11 protein-coding genes are annotated in these 16,269 nt (G+C 46.9%); 8 read left to right on the top strand and 3 right to left on the bottom strand.

The annotated features are described in order from the left end of the window. Nucleotides 1-33 precede the first annotated feature (33 nt). Complete coding sequence (locus ACFQZR_RS17430; protein WP_379348052.1) at nucleotides 34-909, bottom strand: AraC family transcriptional regulator; 876 nt, start codon at nucleotides 907-909, stop codon at nucleotides 34-36. 144 nt (nucleotides 910-1,053) lie between these two features. On the opposite strand from ACFQZR_RS17430, the gene ACFQZR_RS17425 reads away from it, so the two are divergent. Both ACFQZR_RS17425 and ACFQZR_RS17420 read left to right on the top strand, forming a co-directional pair. Further along, nucleotides 1,054-2,427 (top strand): MATE family efflux transporter, encoded by a 1,374-nt coding sequence (locus ACFQZR_RS17425; RefSeq protein WP_379348050.1) that lies wholly within the window; start codon nucleotides 1,054-1,056, stop codon nucleotides 2,425-2,427. 66 nt (nucleotides 2,428-2,493) lie between these two features. Continuing rightward, nucleotides 2,494-5,808, top strand: coding sequence for a DEAD/DEAH box helicase (locus tag ACFQZR_RS17420; protein ID WP_379348048.1), 3,315 nt, complete (start codon nucleotides 2,494-2,496; stop codon nucleotides 5,806-5,808). 65 nt (nucleotides 5,809-5,873) lie between these two features. Here the strand turns inward: ACFQZR_RS17420 and ACFQZR_RS17415 are convergent, their stop codons facing one another. Further along, nucleotides 5,874-7,049 carry an FAD-dependent monooxygenase gene (locus ACFQZR_RS17415; protein WP_379348046.1) on the bottom strand — a complete coding sequence of 392 codons (1,176 nt, stop codon included), beginning with the start codon at nucleotides 7,047-7,049 and terminating at the stop codon, nucleotides 5,874-5,876. 92 nt (nucleotides 7,050-7,141) lie between these two features. On the opposite strand from ACFQZR_RS17415, the gene purT reads away from it, so the two are divergent. The 6 genes from purT to gyrA all read left to right on the top strand — a co-directional run bounded on the left by purT (nucleotide 7,142) and on the right by gyrA (nucleotide 15,955). After that, on the top strand, nucleotides 7,142-8,320 hold the full coding sequence (purT, locus tag ACFQZR_RS17410) for a formate-dependent phosphoribosylglycinamide formyltransferase (protein ID WP_379348044.1): 1,179 nt from the start codon (nucleotides 7,142-7,144) through the stop codon (nucleotides 8,318-8,320). 391 nt (nucleotides 8,321-8,711) lie between these two features. Beyond that, on the top strand, nucleotides 8,712-9,527 hold the full coding sequence (locus tag ACFQZR_RS17405; RefSeq protein ID WP_379348042.1) for a GDSL-type esterase/lipase family protein: 816 nt from the start codon (nucleotides 8,712-8,714) through the stop codon (nucleotides 9,525-9,527). Nucleotides 9,528-9,542: 15 nt separating this feature from the next. Continuing rightward, a complete protein-coding gene (locus tag ACFQZR_RS17400; RefSeq protein WP_379348040.1) occupies nucleotides 9,543-10,511 on the top strand; it encodes an ABC transporter ATP-binding protein in 969 nt (322 codons plus the stop codon). After that, nucleotides 10,504-11,490, top strand: a complete 987-nt coding sequence (locus ACFQZR_RS17395) for an ABC transporter permease (RefSeq protein ID WP_379348038.1) — start codon at nucleotides 10,504-10,506, stop codon at nucleotides 11,488-11,490. The genes ACFQZR_RS17400 and ACFQZR_RS17395 overlap by 8 nt, the downstream gene beginning before the upstream one ends. A 35-nt stretch (nucleotides 11,491-11,525) precedes the next feature. Next, nucleotides 11,526-13,508, top strand: coding sequence for a DNA topoisomerase IV subunit B (parE, locus tag ACFQZR_RS17390; protein WP_379348036.1), 1,983 nt, complete (start codon nucleotides 11,526-11,528; stop codon nucleotides 13,506-13,508). A gap of 14 nt (nucleotides 13,509-13,522) precedes the next feature. Further along, on the top strand, nucleotides 13,523-15,955 hold the full coding sequence (gyrA, locus tag ACFQZR_RS17385) for a DNA gyrase subunit A (RefSeq protein ID WP_379348034.1): 2,433 nt from the start codon (nucleotides 13,523-13,525) through the stop codon (nucleotides 15,953-15,955). A 119-nt stretch (nucleotides 15,956-16,074) separates the two neighbouring features. Here gyrA and ACFQZR_RS17380 read toward each other — a convergent pair whose 3' ends face one another. Beyond that, complete coding sequence (locus ACFQZR_RS17380) at nucleotides 16,075-16,242, bottom strand: hypothetical protein (RefSeq protein WP_018755412.1); 168 nt, start codon at nucleotides 16,240-16,242, stop codon at nucleotides 16,075-16,077. Nucleotides 16,243-16,269: the final 27 nt, after the last annotated feature.

Raw genomic sequence — 16,269 nt, 5'->3', positions numbered from 1 at the left:
ATGGGACGGTAAGCGTTTTTTGTCGTGCGATGCTTATGATCGAAAGCGCTGCCGATATTTGCTAGGTGAGATGCCTTCCAGCTTCGTGAAGCAGGAGGTGAAGTAAGCGCCTTGATTGAAACCGACTTCTTCAGCGACTCTCGCGATGGAGTCATCCGTCTGCAAGAGCAGCAGCTTTGATTGTTCGATGCGGTATCGCTGCAAATACTCCGTAGGTGAGCAGCCAAATTGCCGATGCATACAACGAGCGATATAGACAGGATGGAAATTCGTATCCTCACCGAGCCTGGCTGCCGAGATCTCCTCACGATAATGCTGCCTTAGGTAAGCGGCGGCAAGCTCTGCACAGTGCGTTGAAGTATTCGATCCCTGTGCTTTCATGGAAGCATAGAGGTGCTGAAGCAATTCTTGAAATACGACCTGCTGCTGCCAACGAACCTGCTGTGAATCAAGCCCTTGATCTAATGCAATCAATTGTTCGATCATGCCAAAAACTTTACTGGGTTGATCGAGTAAGGTAAATTGCGGCAAATACAGGTCAAAAGTACGAGTAAGAAATTTGGATACGGGTTTTCTGGAGATTTCGTCCGTGACCGGATCCATATGCTGGTGCTGCAAAAGTGACCAAGACCCGTCCGTCTGGAAATGCAGCCAGTAATAATCCGTAGCTACGTCACATGCAGCCGTGGCGTAATGATAACGGTCAGGCAGCAGAATGAGTGCATGATCTTTGCGTACCTCGAAGGTCTTTTGCTCCTCTCCCATATACAAGCAGCCGCTTTTAATGACGAGTAGGTCAAATACTTGGATATTCGAGCGGCTCGGGTGCTTCTGGCCTTTCAACAGGGTATGTGGTCCGCTTATTATATAATGCGGCAGCGGCGGGGCAATAAATTTAAGCATAGGCATCGGATCCCCTTTTTCGAGTCAGTTGCTAGGTTTGAATTTTATAAATTTACGTTGGTATCTTAATATTCAATTCACAGTATACCATTTATAATTTAGACGATCTATCATGTGCAAGATGAACATCAGGAGGTTTGTATTATCGATATGGAAGAGAAGAAATTTACATTGTGGGTGCTAGCTTGGCCTATATTTATTGAGGTTTTCTTGCAGTTTCTGCTGGGTACAGCAGACACGTTAATGGTGAGTCGGATATCGGACGATGCTGTTGCCGTTGTCGGCTTTTCCAATCAATTATTTAATGCGCTAATGATTCTGTTCACGACGATCGCGAGCGGCGCCGGGATTCTCATAGCTCAGAAAATCGGCTCAAGGCAGCAAGAGCATGCACGCACCATCGGTATGATGGCCCTGAACGTCGGGACTGCGATAGGGCTGCTGCTTAGCCTGCTGCTTATTTTCTTTCCTGTTCCGATTGCAAGAATGCTCCAAATGCCCGAACCATTGCTGCCGCTAGGGAAAATCTATATCTCCATCGTTGGTGGGGGGATGGTCCTGACGGCGATCATGTCGACGTTAAGTACGGTCATTCGCAGTACGGGGAATACGAAAGGCCCGATGTTCACGGCCATTGGGATGAATGTTGTTCATATCTTTTTTAACTATGCATTCATATTCGGCGCGTTCGGCTTCCCACAATGGGGGTTAACCGGAGTTGCGATCTCCACCTTGCTGAGCCGTATATTGGGCACGATATTGCTGTTCATGATGTTCTTGAATGCGTTTGAACGGCGGGTAAATTGGCGGGATTTATGGAGTTTCGATTCGAAGCTGTTCAAGGATGTCATCCGAATTGCTTGGCCGTTAGGCGTGAATATGGCAAGTTGGGTATTCTCGCAGCTCATTATTTTTTCCTTTATTTCGATGCTGGGTCCTAAAGAAATGGCAGCACGAACCTATATGAACACCCTTGAGTCCTTCTGCTTCTTGCTTGGATCCTCCGTCGCGATGGCATTGCAAATTCAAGTTGCGCATCTGTTTGGTGGTAAACGTACGGATGAGGCCTATCGGAGTGCTTACCGGGCACTGGGAATTGGTCTTGTACTTGTAACGGTGAATGCGTTCATTATTTATTTGTTCGGGCGACAATTTCTTGGCATTTTCACAACCGATCATGAAATTATTGCGCTTGGTGCATCGCTTCTTGGACTGAACCTGATCTTGCAGCCAGGCAAAATGATGAATATGGCGATGGGGAACTCGCTGAATGCGGTGGGGGATTCCAGGTATACGATGACGATTGCGATCCTCTCCATGTGGTCGATTGCGACAGGGTTGTCTTATGCTCTTGGCGTACATCTAGGATGGGGGCTCATCGGTATTTACTGTTGTATGATCACAGATGAGTATTTGCGGGGCATTCTGGTGTTGTTTCGTTGGAAAGGACAAAAGAAACTACGACATGCGGAACGGCCGGATCCTGTTCCACGTACGAAACGTATGCAATCGGAAGTGTTATAAGGCTTGCGCAGATGATAGAATAAGAGAAATGTTAATCTTATCAATTGCGAGGAACTTATGAATCAAATGAATCGAACAAAGATGACAAGTGAACTAATTATGGAGTTATGCGGGGCGGCGTCATGGAAACGGGGACAGGATGATTATGAAGCAGGGCGTGTCCAGCAGCTCACTTACCATGCTGAGATTATGAGTTATGAAGCCATCGTCTCTGGCAAAGCTAAGTACCATGTACAAATCCAGCTGGATCCATTCGGAGATATGGAGGCTGCGTGCGAATGTGCTGCATTCCAAAAGTATTATACCAACTGTCAACATATCGCGGCGGTAATGTTCGGCATGATGGCCTCTGAGCAGAACGGGGGAATGATCGACAATGGAGCAAATGACAGTCGAAATTCTCTTCCGTCGCAACGGCAGCTTATCCAGCAGAGGGATTTGCAAGGGAAGCGTCTACTGACGGATCAATTTCTAGCATTATTTGATTCACAGGAGCGGAAGGAATCGAACATCATGCCGCTTGAGATGCTGCAAGTTGAATTTGTATGTCATGCGATAACAGATCCTTTGCGGCCGTCGATTGTAACCCTTCAAATGCGGATGGGTCCCAAGAAGCTGTATACGGTGCAGACGATCAGGGAGTTCCTGAGACATCATGATGAAGGAGAACCTTTGGAATTTTCTCGCATGTTCACGTACGATCCAGCACAGCATTTTTTTCATGAACACGATCAAGCCGTCATTCAGATCTTAATGGAAATTGAACGGAATGAACGAATTTACCGAGACAGCTGGGGTGTAGAGCCGGCGTTGACTTCATATGATCAGGAGCGGGAACTAATCGTTCCGCCCCATCTGTGGGAGCAATTACTGCCTAAACTAGTGGATGCCGGAGCGATGTATGAACAGAACCATGTTAAGAAGGGTCAGCTCAACCTCGCGCAACCGGATGAACGACTACCGATGACGTTTCTGTTTCAAGATGGGGCCGCGAAGGGGTATTATTTGAATGCATTAGGGATTGATCAACTCCTGGTACTTGCGCCTTATGGATATGCCATCATGGATGGCAAATGGTACGCCATCAGGGATAGAGACGTGCAGCAGCTTGCGAGATTGCAACAGGTGATTCAGCACGAATCCACACTTCTCATATTGAAGGAGCAAATGGGTTCGTTCATGGAACGCGTACTGCCATTTTTGGATCACGTAGGCACTGTGCAGATTGAGGAGGGAATGAAGGACAAGCTCCAATACCTCCCTCTGCAAGCAAAAATGTATTTGGATCGCAGCGCAGAAGATCAGTTGATTGTGCGTGCGGAATTTGTATACGGCAGTCAGGTCATTGCACAGAAAACAGGCGAATCAAAATCTGCCATAAGCTCAGACGTCATTTTGTTACGCGATTCGGACAAAGAACGTTTGATCACGGCCTTAATCGAAAGTATTCCGGCGAAGCCATATCGGCAGGGATATTTGTTCGAGCATGAAGAAGATACGTACAACTTCTTGTATCATGTACTCCCTGAGCTTGAACGTTATTGTGAGATCTATGCGACAACCGCGGTGCAGGAAGTCATGTACACACCAAGTCGCTCTACAGCAGGTCCGCGAACAACTGTGAGCATGAAAGGGGAAGGGTCGTGGCTTGAAGTCGGGTTCCAAATGGATAATGTGGATCGGGAGGAAATACAGCTTCTGGTGCAAGCAATTATAGAGAAGAAGAAGTATTATCGTCTGAACAAGGGAACGTTCGTGAATTTGGATCAAGAGGCATTCCTTGAAGCAGGCCGTCTACTTGATCAATTGGGCGTTACCACATCCGATGTCCGCGGACCTCAAATTGCGCTGCCAGTGTTACGCGGATTACGATTACGCAATGAAGAAGAATATCAGGGTGTTCGATTCGGCAAGGAATTTCGTAACTTTGTGGACCAACTCCGGCATCTAGAAAGGCTGGAATTCGAAGTTCCAATGGGACTTGCTGCGACGCTTCGCGATTATCAGCACGATGGGTTCCAGTGGATGAAGACGCTCGATATGTATCAATTTGGCGGGATTCTTGCGGATGATATGGGTCTTGGGAAGACACTACAAAGCATCACCTTCATGTTATCTGAACAAGAGCAGGAGGAGGCGTTGCGGCGACCGATCTTAATCGTATGTCCAGCGTCCCTCGTCTATAATTGGGAACGAGAATGCAAGAAGTTCGCACCGAGCCTGCGTGTATCCGTCGTTGTTGGTGACAAAGAGGAGCGTGGAGCACAGATTGATACGTTGAACTCCGATCTGATCGTAAACGGTGGTCAGCGTCCTGATGTACTCATTACTTCGTATCCGCTCTTGCGGCGTGATATCGAACAATACGAGCAGCATACGTTCAGGGCTCTTTTCCTTGACGAAGCTCAAGCGATTAAGAATCATGCGTCCTTGACATCGAAGACCGTACGGCAGTTGAAGGCGCAGCAAAGATTCGCATTAACGGGTACGCCGATTGAGAATTCGCTTGAAGAATTATGGTCGATATTTGATGCTGTTTTCCCGGAATTATTCGGTTCTAAGCAAAAATTTCAAGAGCTTGCAACGGAGCAAGTTGCGCTTATGGTTCGACCATTTATCTTGCGTAGAATGAAGCGGGACGTTCTAACTGAGCTGCCAGAGAAAATTGAGACGCTGCAGGTCACGGAGTTGTCTGCGGAACAGAAGAAATTGTATACGGCTTATTTGGAGAAGCTGCGCAAGCAGACGAAGCAAGACATGCAACAGGAAGGCTTCCAGAAGAATCGGATGAAAATATTAGCCGGTCTGACGCGGCTCCGACAATTATGCTGCCATCCGGCGTTATTCGTCGAGGATTACGAAGGTTCATCGAGCAAAATGGAGCAGCTCTTCGATATTATTGAGGAATGTCTTGGCAGCGGCCGCAGAATGCTCATTTTCTCGCAATTTACAGGAATGCTCGATCTGATCAACGACATGTTAAGCCGAATGGGATTATCCTGCTTTTATTTGGCGGGTGATACGCCCGTGGAAGAGAGGCTGGACATGTGCAATCGATTCAATGACGGTGAGCATGACATCTTCTTGATTTCGCTCAAAGCAGGGGGGACCGGACTCAATCTGACAGGCGCAGATACGGTGATTTTGTATGACTTGTGGTGGAATCCTGCTGTCGAACAGCAAGCGACTGACCGAGCTCATCGTATGGGTCAGAAGAATGTGGTCCAAGTGATTCGCCTCGTATCGCAAGGCACGGTTGAAGAGAAGATGTATGAATTGCAGCAGAAGAAGAAAGATCTCATCGACGAAGTGATCACGACTGGCGAAGGTGCAGTTTCTTCTTTAACCGAAGATGATATTCGTGAATTATTGATGATATAGCATGATGTAGCCCCCTCCTATCTTAGTAAGATAAGCGGGGGCTATTCGTTGTTAAATAGCACGAATTAATCATTAAAGTCTACACGGTAGATGAACTCGAGCTGTTTATTGTTGAAGGAAGCGGGAACCATGGGCATAACGAAATTGCGCACGGATGTAATGAATTCGTTTTCAATTTGTGCTACGACACCAAGCATTCGTGATACGCGGGTGATCTTGTTCACACGCTTCATACGTAATTGTTCGAACCGTCTCAGCGCTTGCTCTACGGTTGACTGACGCCCTATTTCTTTGGCTAGTATGACGGCATCTTCGATGGCTTGGCACGCCCCTTGGCCTAAATTTGGTGTTGCAGCATGCGCTGCATCCCCGATCAGAGCAATTCGCCCTTTCGTAAATTGAGGCATCGGCTGTAAGTCCATGATCGGCTGATAAGAGATTTGGCCCGGGTCGCTTGCCCGCAGGACGTCGATCACACTTGAATGATACCCTTTAAAATGTTCGATTAATTCATCTAAAGTCTTGATTGCCATCTTGTTCATATGATCGTTGATACAAATGAACCAATAAGCTCTGCCACCTGAGAGCGGCACAATCCCTATACGACCGGCTGATCCCCATGTCTCTGTAGCATACTTATCATCAATCCCATCTGGTAATTGTGATATGACGCATGTCCAACAGCTGTACCCTGCCGAACGTATACGGGAAGTCGGGAATAATTGACTTCGAATCGAAGAATGGATGCCGTCAGCGCCAATGACAGCGTCTGCTTCGGCTGTTGTGCCATCCTGAAATCGTAGTATGGCTTTATTTTGGTTTTGTTCAATACCGATACATTTTTTCTCATATTTGATCGTATTCTTCGGATCGTCGATTTTACTTCGCAGCAATTCAAGCAGCTCCGATCGTAAGATGGAGATGTATTGCGCTTCATTCGAAGGCAGCAATGCGAAATTCGTTGTGTTCAGTTTGCGGCCTTTGGCGGAAATGAATTGTATTGAAGAAAGAGAACGACCTTGCTGCATGAATGCGCTTTTAAGATTAAGTTTGTCAAGGGCTTGAATGGCGTTTGAACCGATACCGAGCCCTGCGCCTGGAACGTAATTAGGATCCTGAGCATCATAGACAGTGGCTTGTATTCCTTGCTGCTGGAGCGCAATCGCGGTGCTTAACCCTGCAATGCCGCCGCCAGCAATGACGATGGATGGTTTTATGTTGATCGCCCACTTTCTTGTCAACGAAAATCTATAATTCTATCATATCATGAACTTGCAATTTTGGGGCATTCGAAGGACAATGGAGAATATTACGGTGTGGAGGTTCAGGAACAATGCTATCATCGCCTTATTCGAAATCCGCTACAAGAATGTTATTGCTCGGCTCAGGTGAGCTTGGCAAGGAAGTGATTATTGAAGCTCAACGTCTCGGGGTGGAGACGATTGCTGTGGATCGTTATGCGCATGCCCCCGCCATGCATGTCGCGCACCGCAGTTATGTTGTGAATATGCTGGATGGTGAAGAAATTCGCCGCATCATCGAAGCCGAGAAGCCAGATTTTATCGTCCCGGAGATTGAAGCGATTGCTACGGCGACGTTAGTGGAGTTAGAGCAAGAAGGATATCGTGTCATTCCTACAGCGAATGCAACGCGTCTGACAATGGATCGGGAAGGGATTCGTCGATTGGCAGCGGAAACGCTTCAGTTGCCTACGGCGAAATATGAATTCGCAGATAGCCTTGCAGAGCTACAAGAAGCTGTGGCTAAGATTGGAACGCCATGTGTGATCAAACCGCTTATGAGCTCCTCTGGCAAAGGGCAGAGCGTCTGCAGAACGCCAGAAGATGTGGAAGCTTGCTGGAATCTCGCGATGGAGGGTGGACGTGCGAAGAAAACCCGCGTTATTATCGAAGAATTTATAGCTTTTGAATCGGAAATTACGTTACTGACGGTTCGTTCTGTATCGGGAACAACCTATTGTCAGCCGATTGGGCATATTCAGAAGGATGGCGACTATGTCGAGTCATGGCAGCCGCATGCGATGACACCGGAAATGATCGCAGAAGCACAGCAGGTTGCGAAGACGATCACGGACGCGCTTGGTGGATATGGATTATATGGTGTTGAATTGTTCGTCACGAAGAATGGCATCGTATTTAGTGAAGTATCGCCGAGACCTCATGATACGGGTCTTGTTACGCTTGTGACCCAAGATCTCTCGGAGTTCGCACTGCATGTGCGTGCTATTCTTGGGTTTCCAATTCCTTCGATTCGCCTTCTAACGCCAGGGGCGTCGGCCACTGTAAAAGCAGATCGTGAATCCGATACGTTTTCTTTGCATGGTGTTGAAGAGGCGCTAGCGGGTGTGAATACGCAAGTCCGGCTCTTTGGCAAGCCGCAGACGAAGGTTGGTCGCCGGATGGCTGTCGCGCTTAGCTCGGCAGAGGATGTTGAGACAGCACGGATACAAGCGAAGGCAGCAGCGAGCAAAATAGAAGTAAAGTATGAATAATTAGTTATTTGCGATTAGAGGAGCGATCTCAAGAAGAAACAGTGCTTGGATGGCTCTTTTTCTTTTGCAAAACGGGAATGTATGTTCTATACTGAAGACCCAGACCTTTATTCATCAGCAGAATTTGCAAAATGCTGAAATAACGATTATTTTTAAATTTAAGTGCGTGTTCAAAAAGTCGGCTTTTCAGCACCGAGAAGGTTGCGAGAATCCGAAGAAGGAGGAACGGAGTTTAGGCAAAACCTAAATGAGTACCGGACTTCAAGGATGAACGCAAGATTCGATGTCGAATACGCTCCATGAAATACTACGTGATCAAAAGATGACTTTTTGAACAACCTCTTTAAAGATGGATTAGTTTAGTGTTCGCTGATGTGCTAGGAGGGATAAGATGAAATCGAATCGGATTTGGCGGTTGACGGCCATTACCGGTGTTGTATCAACTTTGCTATTAATGGTTGGATTTGGTTATGGTGTGAATGATATCCTGAACCCTAGGGGCGTCACGATGACAGATGAGGTGGCCCCGAAACCGCAAACGCCAACATCATCTGATTTATCACAGAAATCCACGATTCAAGTCACATCGATCGGGGATTCCTTGACACGCGGCACGGGTGATTCAACAGGGAATGGCTACGTTCGCAATGTTATCAGGATGCTCGGGGATAAATGGAATAAGCCTGTAAAATTGCTTAATAATCTAGGTATCAACGGACTGCGTGCGGATGAACTTGTACATAAATTGCAAGAGAAGGGCTTTAAGAATGCCATCATGGAATCGGACCTTATTTTGCTTACCATTGGCGGGAATGATCTGTTCAGTGGTGCAGTTGAGGGAGACTTTTCCTCTGAGTCCTTTGAGCTTGACAAGATGCTGGTGAAGGTCGATGACAGTGCGAAAGATTTGAAAACGATTCTTCTACAAATATCAGAACTGAATCCGAATGCCCGAATTGTCTATGTTGGATTATACAATCCATTAGCCGATATGAAAGATATGCGCCAAATTGGGAACACGGTAGTACAGCGATGGAACAATCTCGCGTATGCGACGATTAATAAACATCCGAATATGACATTAGTACCAACAGCGGATCTGTTCCAGAGCACGCTCTCCCAGGTGATGTCATCAGATCACTTCCATCCCAATGCGCTCGGATACGAACAAATTGCTACACGAATCGTACAAGGCATTGCGCCGTGAGGAGGGGGAAAATCTGTGCTTAAGGACGAGAATCCAGTAGTATTACAAGTTGATCAGGTGAAGAAACGGATCGGGAAGAAATGGATTATTCACGGCGTTTCCTTTGATGTGCGAGCAGGAGAAATCTTTGGATTTCTAGGCCCGAACGGATCGGGCAAGACAACGACCATTCGAATGTTAGTCGATTTGATCAAACCGACGGAAGGCCAAATCGAACTATGTGGTTACAATGTAAATCGTGACCCGGAACAAGCCCTCCAATATGTTGGTTGTATCGTAGAGAATCCTGAAGTGTATACCTATTTGACAGGTTGGGAGAATTTAGAGCATTTCGCGCGGATGCAGCCCGGGATTGATCATGTTCGGATTCAAGAAGTGGTCGATATCGTACGACTGGAGGGCCGTATTCACGATAAGGTGAAGACATACTCGCTTGGGATGCGGCAGCGTCTTGGCATTGCACAGGCATTGCTCGGTAGACCTAAGCTTCTTATCTTGGATGAGCCGACGAATGGTCTGGATCCGAAGGGCATCAAGGAGCTTCGTGCATTTATCCGTGAGCTGGCAGATCAAGGCATGGCTGTATTCGTCTCGAGTCATCTCTTGTCGGAGATTCAATTGATGTGTGATCGTGTTGCGATCATTAATCAAGGTCGAGTTCTTGCTGTAGGCGAGGTGAATGAGCTTATTGAAGAAGGAAGCAATTATGTGGTGTGGCATCTTGAGCCGGCGCAGGAAGGTCGAGTGATACTCCAAGCGCAACAAGGAATAGAACTCGTCCATGTGGCAGATATTCAGCTGGATGAAGCGATGCTCGCTGGGATGGATAGTGATGTATGGGTAACCCAGATGGATGCAGATCGCATCTCCGATGTGGTGAAGGTCCTTGTTGGATCAGGAATTCAGGTGCACTCCGTACAGAAGATGAATCCCACGCTTGAGCAATTATTCTTGCGAATGACAGAAGGTGAATCCATTGAATAGAATCTTGCCTCTAGTCCAGAACGAGACCATCAAGATGATGAAGAAAAGAAGGTTTCTTGTTGTTATTCTAATCTTGCTCGTGCTAATTCCGGTGTTTACCTATGCACAGATGAAGGTTGCGCAGAATAATCGAGAGAAATTCAAGGATTGGCGTCATACGTTGCAGCAGCAGATTACGGACAATCAGAATTCCTTAGCAAGTGATCGTGTGCCAGAGGAATGGAAAAAGTTCCGCCGGATTATGGTGCAGCAATGGCAATATTATTTAGATCATGATGTTGATCCCAGCTCACCGAATGGCGTTACCTTTGTGAAGTCTTTTATGGAGAACTCTTCATCGTTATTTATTCCCTTACTCGTGATGGCAATAGCATCAGATATTGTTTCCTCGGAACGGACGACGGGGACGATTAAAATGCTTCTAACGAGGCCAGTCCGAAGGTGGAGAATTTTGCTTAGTAAATTATTGACGTTGACGATCTTCGTCGGATTGATTATATTGACAACATTCGTGCTCAGTTATTTGATCTCGGGTAGTGTATTTGGATATAATGGCTGGAATCAGCCTGTATTTACAGGATTTCAGATTAGCGGTGTCGAAGTGGATACGACAGGCGTACATCCGGTGCCGCAGTGGCTATTTCTGATTATGCAATGCGGGTTAATTTGGTTCTCCAGTATGGTTGTGGCGATTCTGGCATTCATGATTTCGGTGTTGGTACGCAGTACCGCAGCGAGTATTGTAACCATGATGGCAGCGATTATCGCAGGCAGCATTCTGACGAATATGGCTTCATCCTGGCCGAGTGCCAAATATTTATTTATGGTGAACTTACAATTAACGACTTATTTGGCCGGTTCACCGCCGCCGATTGAAGGAATGACATTGCCGTTTTCCTTGATGGTTCTAAGCATATGGGCATTGGCAGCGCTCTTTATTAGCTTCCGTGTCTTTACGAAACAGGATATATTGAATTAGAATGAACAATTATGACGTTTAAAGGGGGAGCATGAATGGTCGAACAGATCGATTTGTTCAACAGTGAATCTGCACAGGGCGGAAATTCCGTGACTGGCTACGATGCTGACGACATTCAAGTGCTCGAAGGGCTGGTTGCCGTACGGAAAAGACCGGGTATGTATATCGGCAGTACCAGCACATCGGGATTACATCATTTGGTGTGGGAAATCGTCGACAATGCGGTCGACGAGCACTTAGCAAAATATTGTTCGAAAATTGACGTTACCTTACATAGAGACAATTCCATTACTGTCTTTGATAATGGTCGCGGTATTCCTACGGGGATGCATAAGACAGGGATTCCAACCCCGCAGGTTGTCTTCACGATACTGCATGCGGGTGGTAAGTTTGGCGGATCTGGGTATAAGAAATCTGGCGGGTTACACGGGGTTGGTGCTTCGGTTACGAATGCATTATCTGAATGGCTCGAAGTCGAAATTTATCGGGACGCGAAGATTCATCGCCAACGGTTCGAATATTGGGTTGATGCAGACGGGAAAGAACATGTTGGCGAACCACGTTCGGGACTTGAAGTGATCGGTAACACGAACCGTACGGGGACGAAAGTAACATTCAAGCCGGATATTCGTGTATTCCAGGGTGGAATTCAGTTCAATTACGATACATTAGCGGAGAGATTGCAAGAAATTGCTTTCTTGAACTCGGGATTGAAAGTAACGATCAAGGACGAGCGAAGTGATAAGCAAGACGTGTTCTATTATGAAGGCGGCGCGAGTCAATTTGTTCAATACTTGAATGAAGATAAATCGGTATTGCATGAAGTGATTCATTTTGCAGCGGAGAGAGAAGAGATTGAAGTCGAAGTCGCACTTCAATACAATGACGGTTATACCGAGACGATTGCTTCATTCGTTAACTCCATTCCGACGCGGGGTGGGGGAACGCATGAGACTGGGTTTAAGACCGCATATACACGTGCGATGAACGAGTACGCGCGTAAGAATAATTTCCTGAAAGAAAAAGAGAAAAATCTCGATGGGAATGATCTTCGTGAAGGTATGATGGCGGTCATTAATATTAAAATGTCTGAAGTTGAATTTGTCGGACAGACGAAGGACCAGCTCGGAAGCGTATCTGCTCGTAGTGCGGTAGATGCTGTCGTATCAGATAAAATGGCATTGTTCTTAGAGGAGAATCCTCAGGTCGCTCAGACACTTATTAAGAAAGCTGTTCAAGCTTCGAAAGCCCGTGAAGCCGCACGTAAAGCGCGCGAGGATGTTCGTAATGGTAAAAAACGCAGTGAAAGCTCGAATCTGAATGGTAAGCTGACACCAGCGCAATCCAAAGACTATTCACGAACAGAACTCTTTATCGTCGAAGGGGATTCTGCGGGCGGTTCAGCGAAGCAGGGCCGCGATTCGAAGCTGCAAGCGATCCTTCCGCTTAAAGGGAAACCGATGAATCCAGAGAAAGCAAAGCTAGCTGATATTCTGAAGAATGACGAGTATCGTGCCATTATTAGCGCGATTGGCGCTGGCGTTGGAGCAGAGTTCGAGAGCGAAGAGAGCAACTACTCCAAAGTCATTATTATGACGGATGCGGACACAGATGGTGCGCATATTCAGGTATTACTATTGACATTCTTCTATCGGTATATGAAGCCGTTGATTACTTCTGGACGTGTATATATTGCTCAACCGCCGCTATACAAAATCACGCGGAAGACTGGAAAGCTGGAGACGGTACGTTATGCGTGGACGGATGAGCAGCTAACGAATTATTTGAAAGAATTCGGCAAGAATTACGAACTGCAGCGATATAAAGGACTTGGGGAGATGAACCCTGATCAGCTATGGGAGACGACGATGAATCCAGAGTCGCGTACCTTGCTGCAAGTGCAGATCGAGGATGCTGCGAAGGCAGAGCGCCGCGTATCGACACTCATGGGCGATAAGGTCGATCCACGTAAGCGTTGGATCGTCGAGAACGTTGATTTTACAGAGTTTGAAGAGTAGAAGGGGGAGAACTGATGAGTTTATCGGAACAGTTTTTACCTGCATTTTTAGAAGAAGTTGTCGGTGATCGATTTGGCCGATATTCCAAATATATTATTCAAGACCGTGCCATTCCCGATGTGCGTGATGGGCTCAAGCCTGTACAACGCCGGATTTTGTATGCGATGTATGATTCTGGCAATACGCCGGACAAGCCATATCGCAAATCTGCGAAGACAGTCGGGGACGTTATGGGTAACTATCACCCACACGGGGACTCTTCGATCTATGATGGTATGGTGCGTATGGCACAGCCATGGAAGATGGCGCATATGCTCGTGGATGGACACGGGAACTGGGGATCCATCGATGATGATCCGCCAGCAGCGATGCGTTATACCGAAGCAAGACTTTCGCCGATTGCGATCGAGCTGCTTCGTGACATTGAGAAACGTACGGTTCAATTCAAAGATAATTTTGATAACACGACCAAGGAACCTGTCGTCTTACCAGCCCGCTATCCGAATTTGCTCGTCAATGGGGTGAGCGGGATTTCAGCGGGTTTCGCGACGGAAATCCCATCGCATAATCTACGAGAAGTCATTGATGCATGTATCGCGCTGATGGAGAAAGAAGATATGACGGTTGAGGATCTGATGCAGATCGTAAAAGGTCCAGACTTCCCAACCGGCGGGATTATTATGGGTGAGGAAGGAATCCGTGACGCTTACCGTACAGGGAAAGGCCGGATATACGTTCGCTCGAAGACAGAGATTGAAGATTTACGTGGCGGCCGCCAACAAATCGTGATTACGGAAATTCCTTATCAGGTTGTGAAGGTACGCCTTGTCACGGCGATTGAGAACATTCGACTCGAGAAAAAGGTTGAAGGGATCACCGAAGTTCGAGATGAGAGTGGACGCGATGGGATGCGAATTGTAATTGAGCTGAAGAAAGATGCGGATGCGCAAGGCATTCTAGCCTACCTGCTGAAGAAGACGGACCTACAGGTTACATACAACTTCAACATGGTTGCGATTGTGAACAAGACGCCAATGCAGCTTGGCATTCGGTCTATTCTGAGCGCGTACATCGATCATCAGAAAGAAGTTGTGACCTTTCGGACACAGTACGAGCTTGAGAAAGCAGAAGACCGGGCTCATGTGCTCGAAGGCTTAGTGAAGGCGCTCGATATTCTGGATGAAGTCATCGCGACGATCAAGGCATCGAAGAATCGCCAAGATGCTCAGAACAACTTGGTAGCTAAATTCCAATTCACAGAACGCCAAGCAGATGCAATCCTAACATTGCAGCTCTATCGTCTGACGAATCTAGAGATTACATCGCTTGAAAAAGAACATAAAGAATTGATGAAGAAGATCGCTTACTTGCGTTCGATTTTGGATAGCAGCAAGAAGTTGATCGGTGTTATCAAGAATGAATTGTTAGAAATTCGCGAGAAATACGGCATTGATCGCCGTTCTATCATTCAAGGTGAAGTGGAAGAAATTAAAGTGAACCTTGAAGTGATGGTGACACCGGAAGATGTCCTTGTGACCTTGTCGAATGAAGGGTACTTGAAGCGGACGAGCATGCTCTCCTTCACCCGTTCAGGAGGCGAGCTTGAGAGCTCAGGGGTCAAAGAAGGCGATTACGTGAAGTATCTGATGGAAGTGAATACGATTGACTCCATGCTGTTATTTACGGCGAAGGGGCAATACTTCTCCCTGCCTATCCATCTAATTCCAGAGTTCAAGTGGAAAGATAACGGAACGGCGATCGTCAATGTCATTCCTATTGCCAAGGAAGATCGGATCGTGAATATGATCCCGGTCAAGAACTTCGAAGAAGCAGGTCAATCGCTTGTATTCGTCACCAAACGGGGACAGGTGAAGCGGACCGAGCTGAAAGAATATATGACGAATCGTTCGAGTGCGATTGCGGCATGCAAGGTGAGCGATCAAGATGAAGTGATCTCGGTAACCCTTAGCGATGGTGCGAAGGAACTGCTGCTTGTTACGAAGGAAGGCATGAGTATTCGCTTCAAAGAATCTGAAGTGAACGGCATGGGTCGTGTATCCGGCGGTGTTCGAGGCATTCAGTTGAAAGACACAGATGAAGTGGTATCTGCGTTATGGGTCGATAGTGACGAGGGTGAAGTGATTGTTGTCTCAGACCTAGGTTATGGCAAGAGGTCGTTACTCGCTGATTATCCTGTGCAAGGCCGCGGCGGCAAAGGGATTATTACGTTTGAATTCAAAGAGGGCAAACGTGTGCGTCCGAACGGAAGTGAGATCGTAAGGGCATTCTATTGCAGAGAATCATATGTATTGACGGTTGCAACAAGTGAGCATAAGTTGCATACCTTCTCAACTGAGCAGCCACCGATTGATGAACGCAAGTCAGTTGGTAAATCGTTGGTGCCTCTGGATAAGAAAGAGACCATCATTGATATCTGGCGTGTATAGACTGCATTCCATGTCATGAAGAACCCCTAAGTACGGTTTGGATTAGAACATAACGTTCTAGTTCCAATCCTGCTTAGGGGTCTTTGATGTTCATCTTTTGTTTATGCTTTACCGATATATTAATCAAATGGTTTATGTGGAGGGTCCAAATCTTCTTTCAGCTGCAGTGCAATGTTTAGGATGAGCCACAACGGGGCTGGTTCATCCAATCGATCTAACCACTCAGGGTCCTTAATGAGTCCGGCTTCGATGGCTTTTAAGCCGATTGTACGTTTCTTCAGGTCCATATTGTGAGCCCTCCTTTAACCTTCGCC

It is taken from the genome of Paenibacillus sp. GCM10027629 (genome assembly GCF_042676425.1).
Classification (GTDB): Bacteria; Bacillota; Bacilli; order Paenibacillales; family Paenibacillaceae; genus Paenibacillus_K; species Paenibacillus_K terrigena.
Note: the sequence above shows the minus strand (reverse complement) of the source record. Positions and strands in the feature narration are given on the sequence as shown.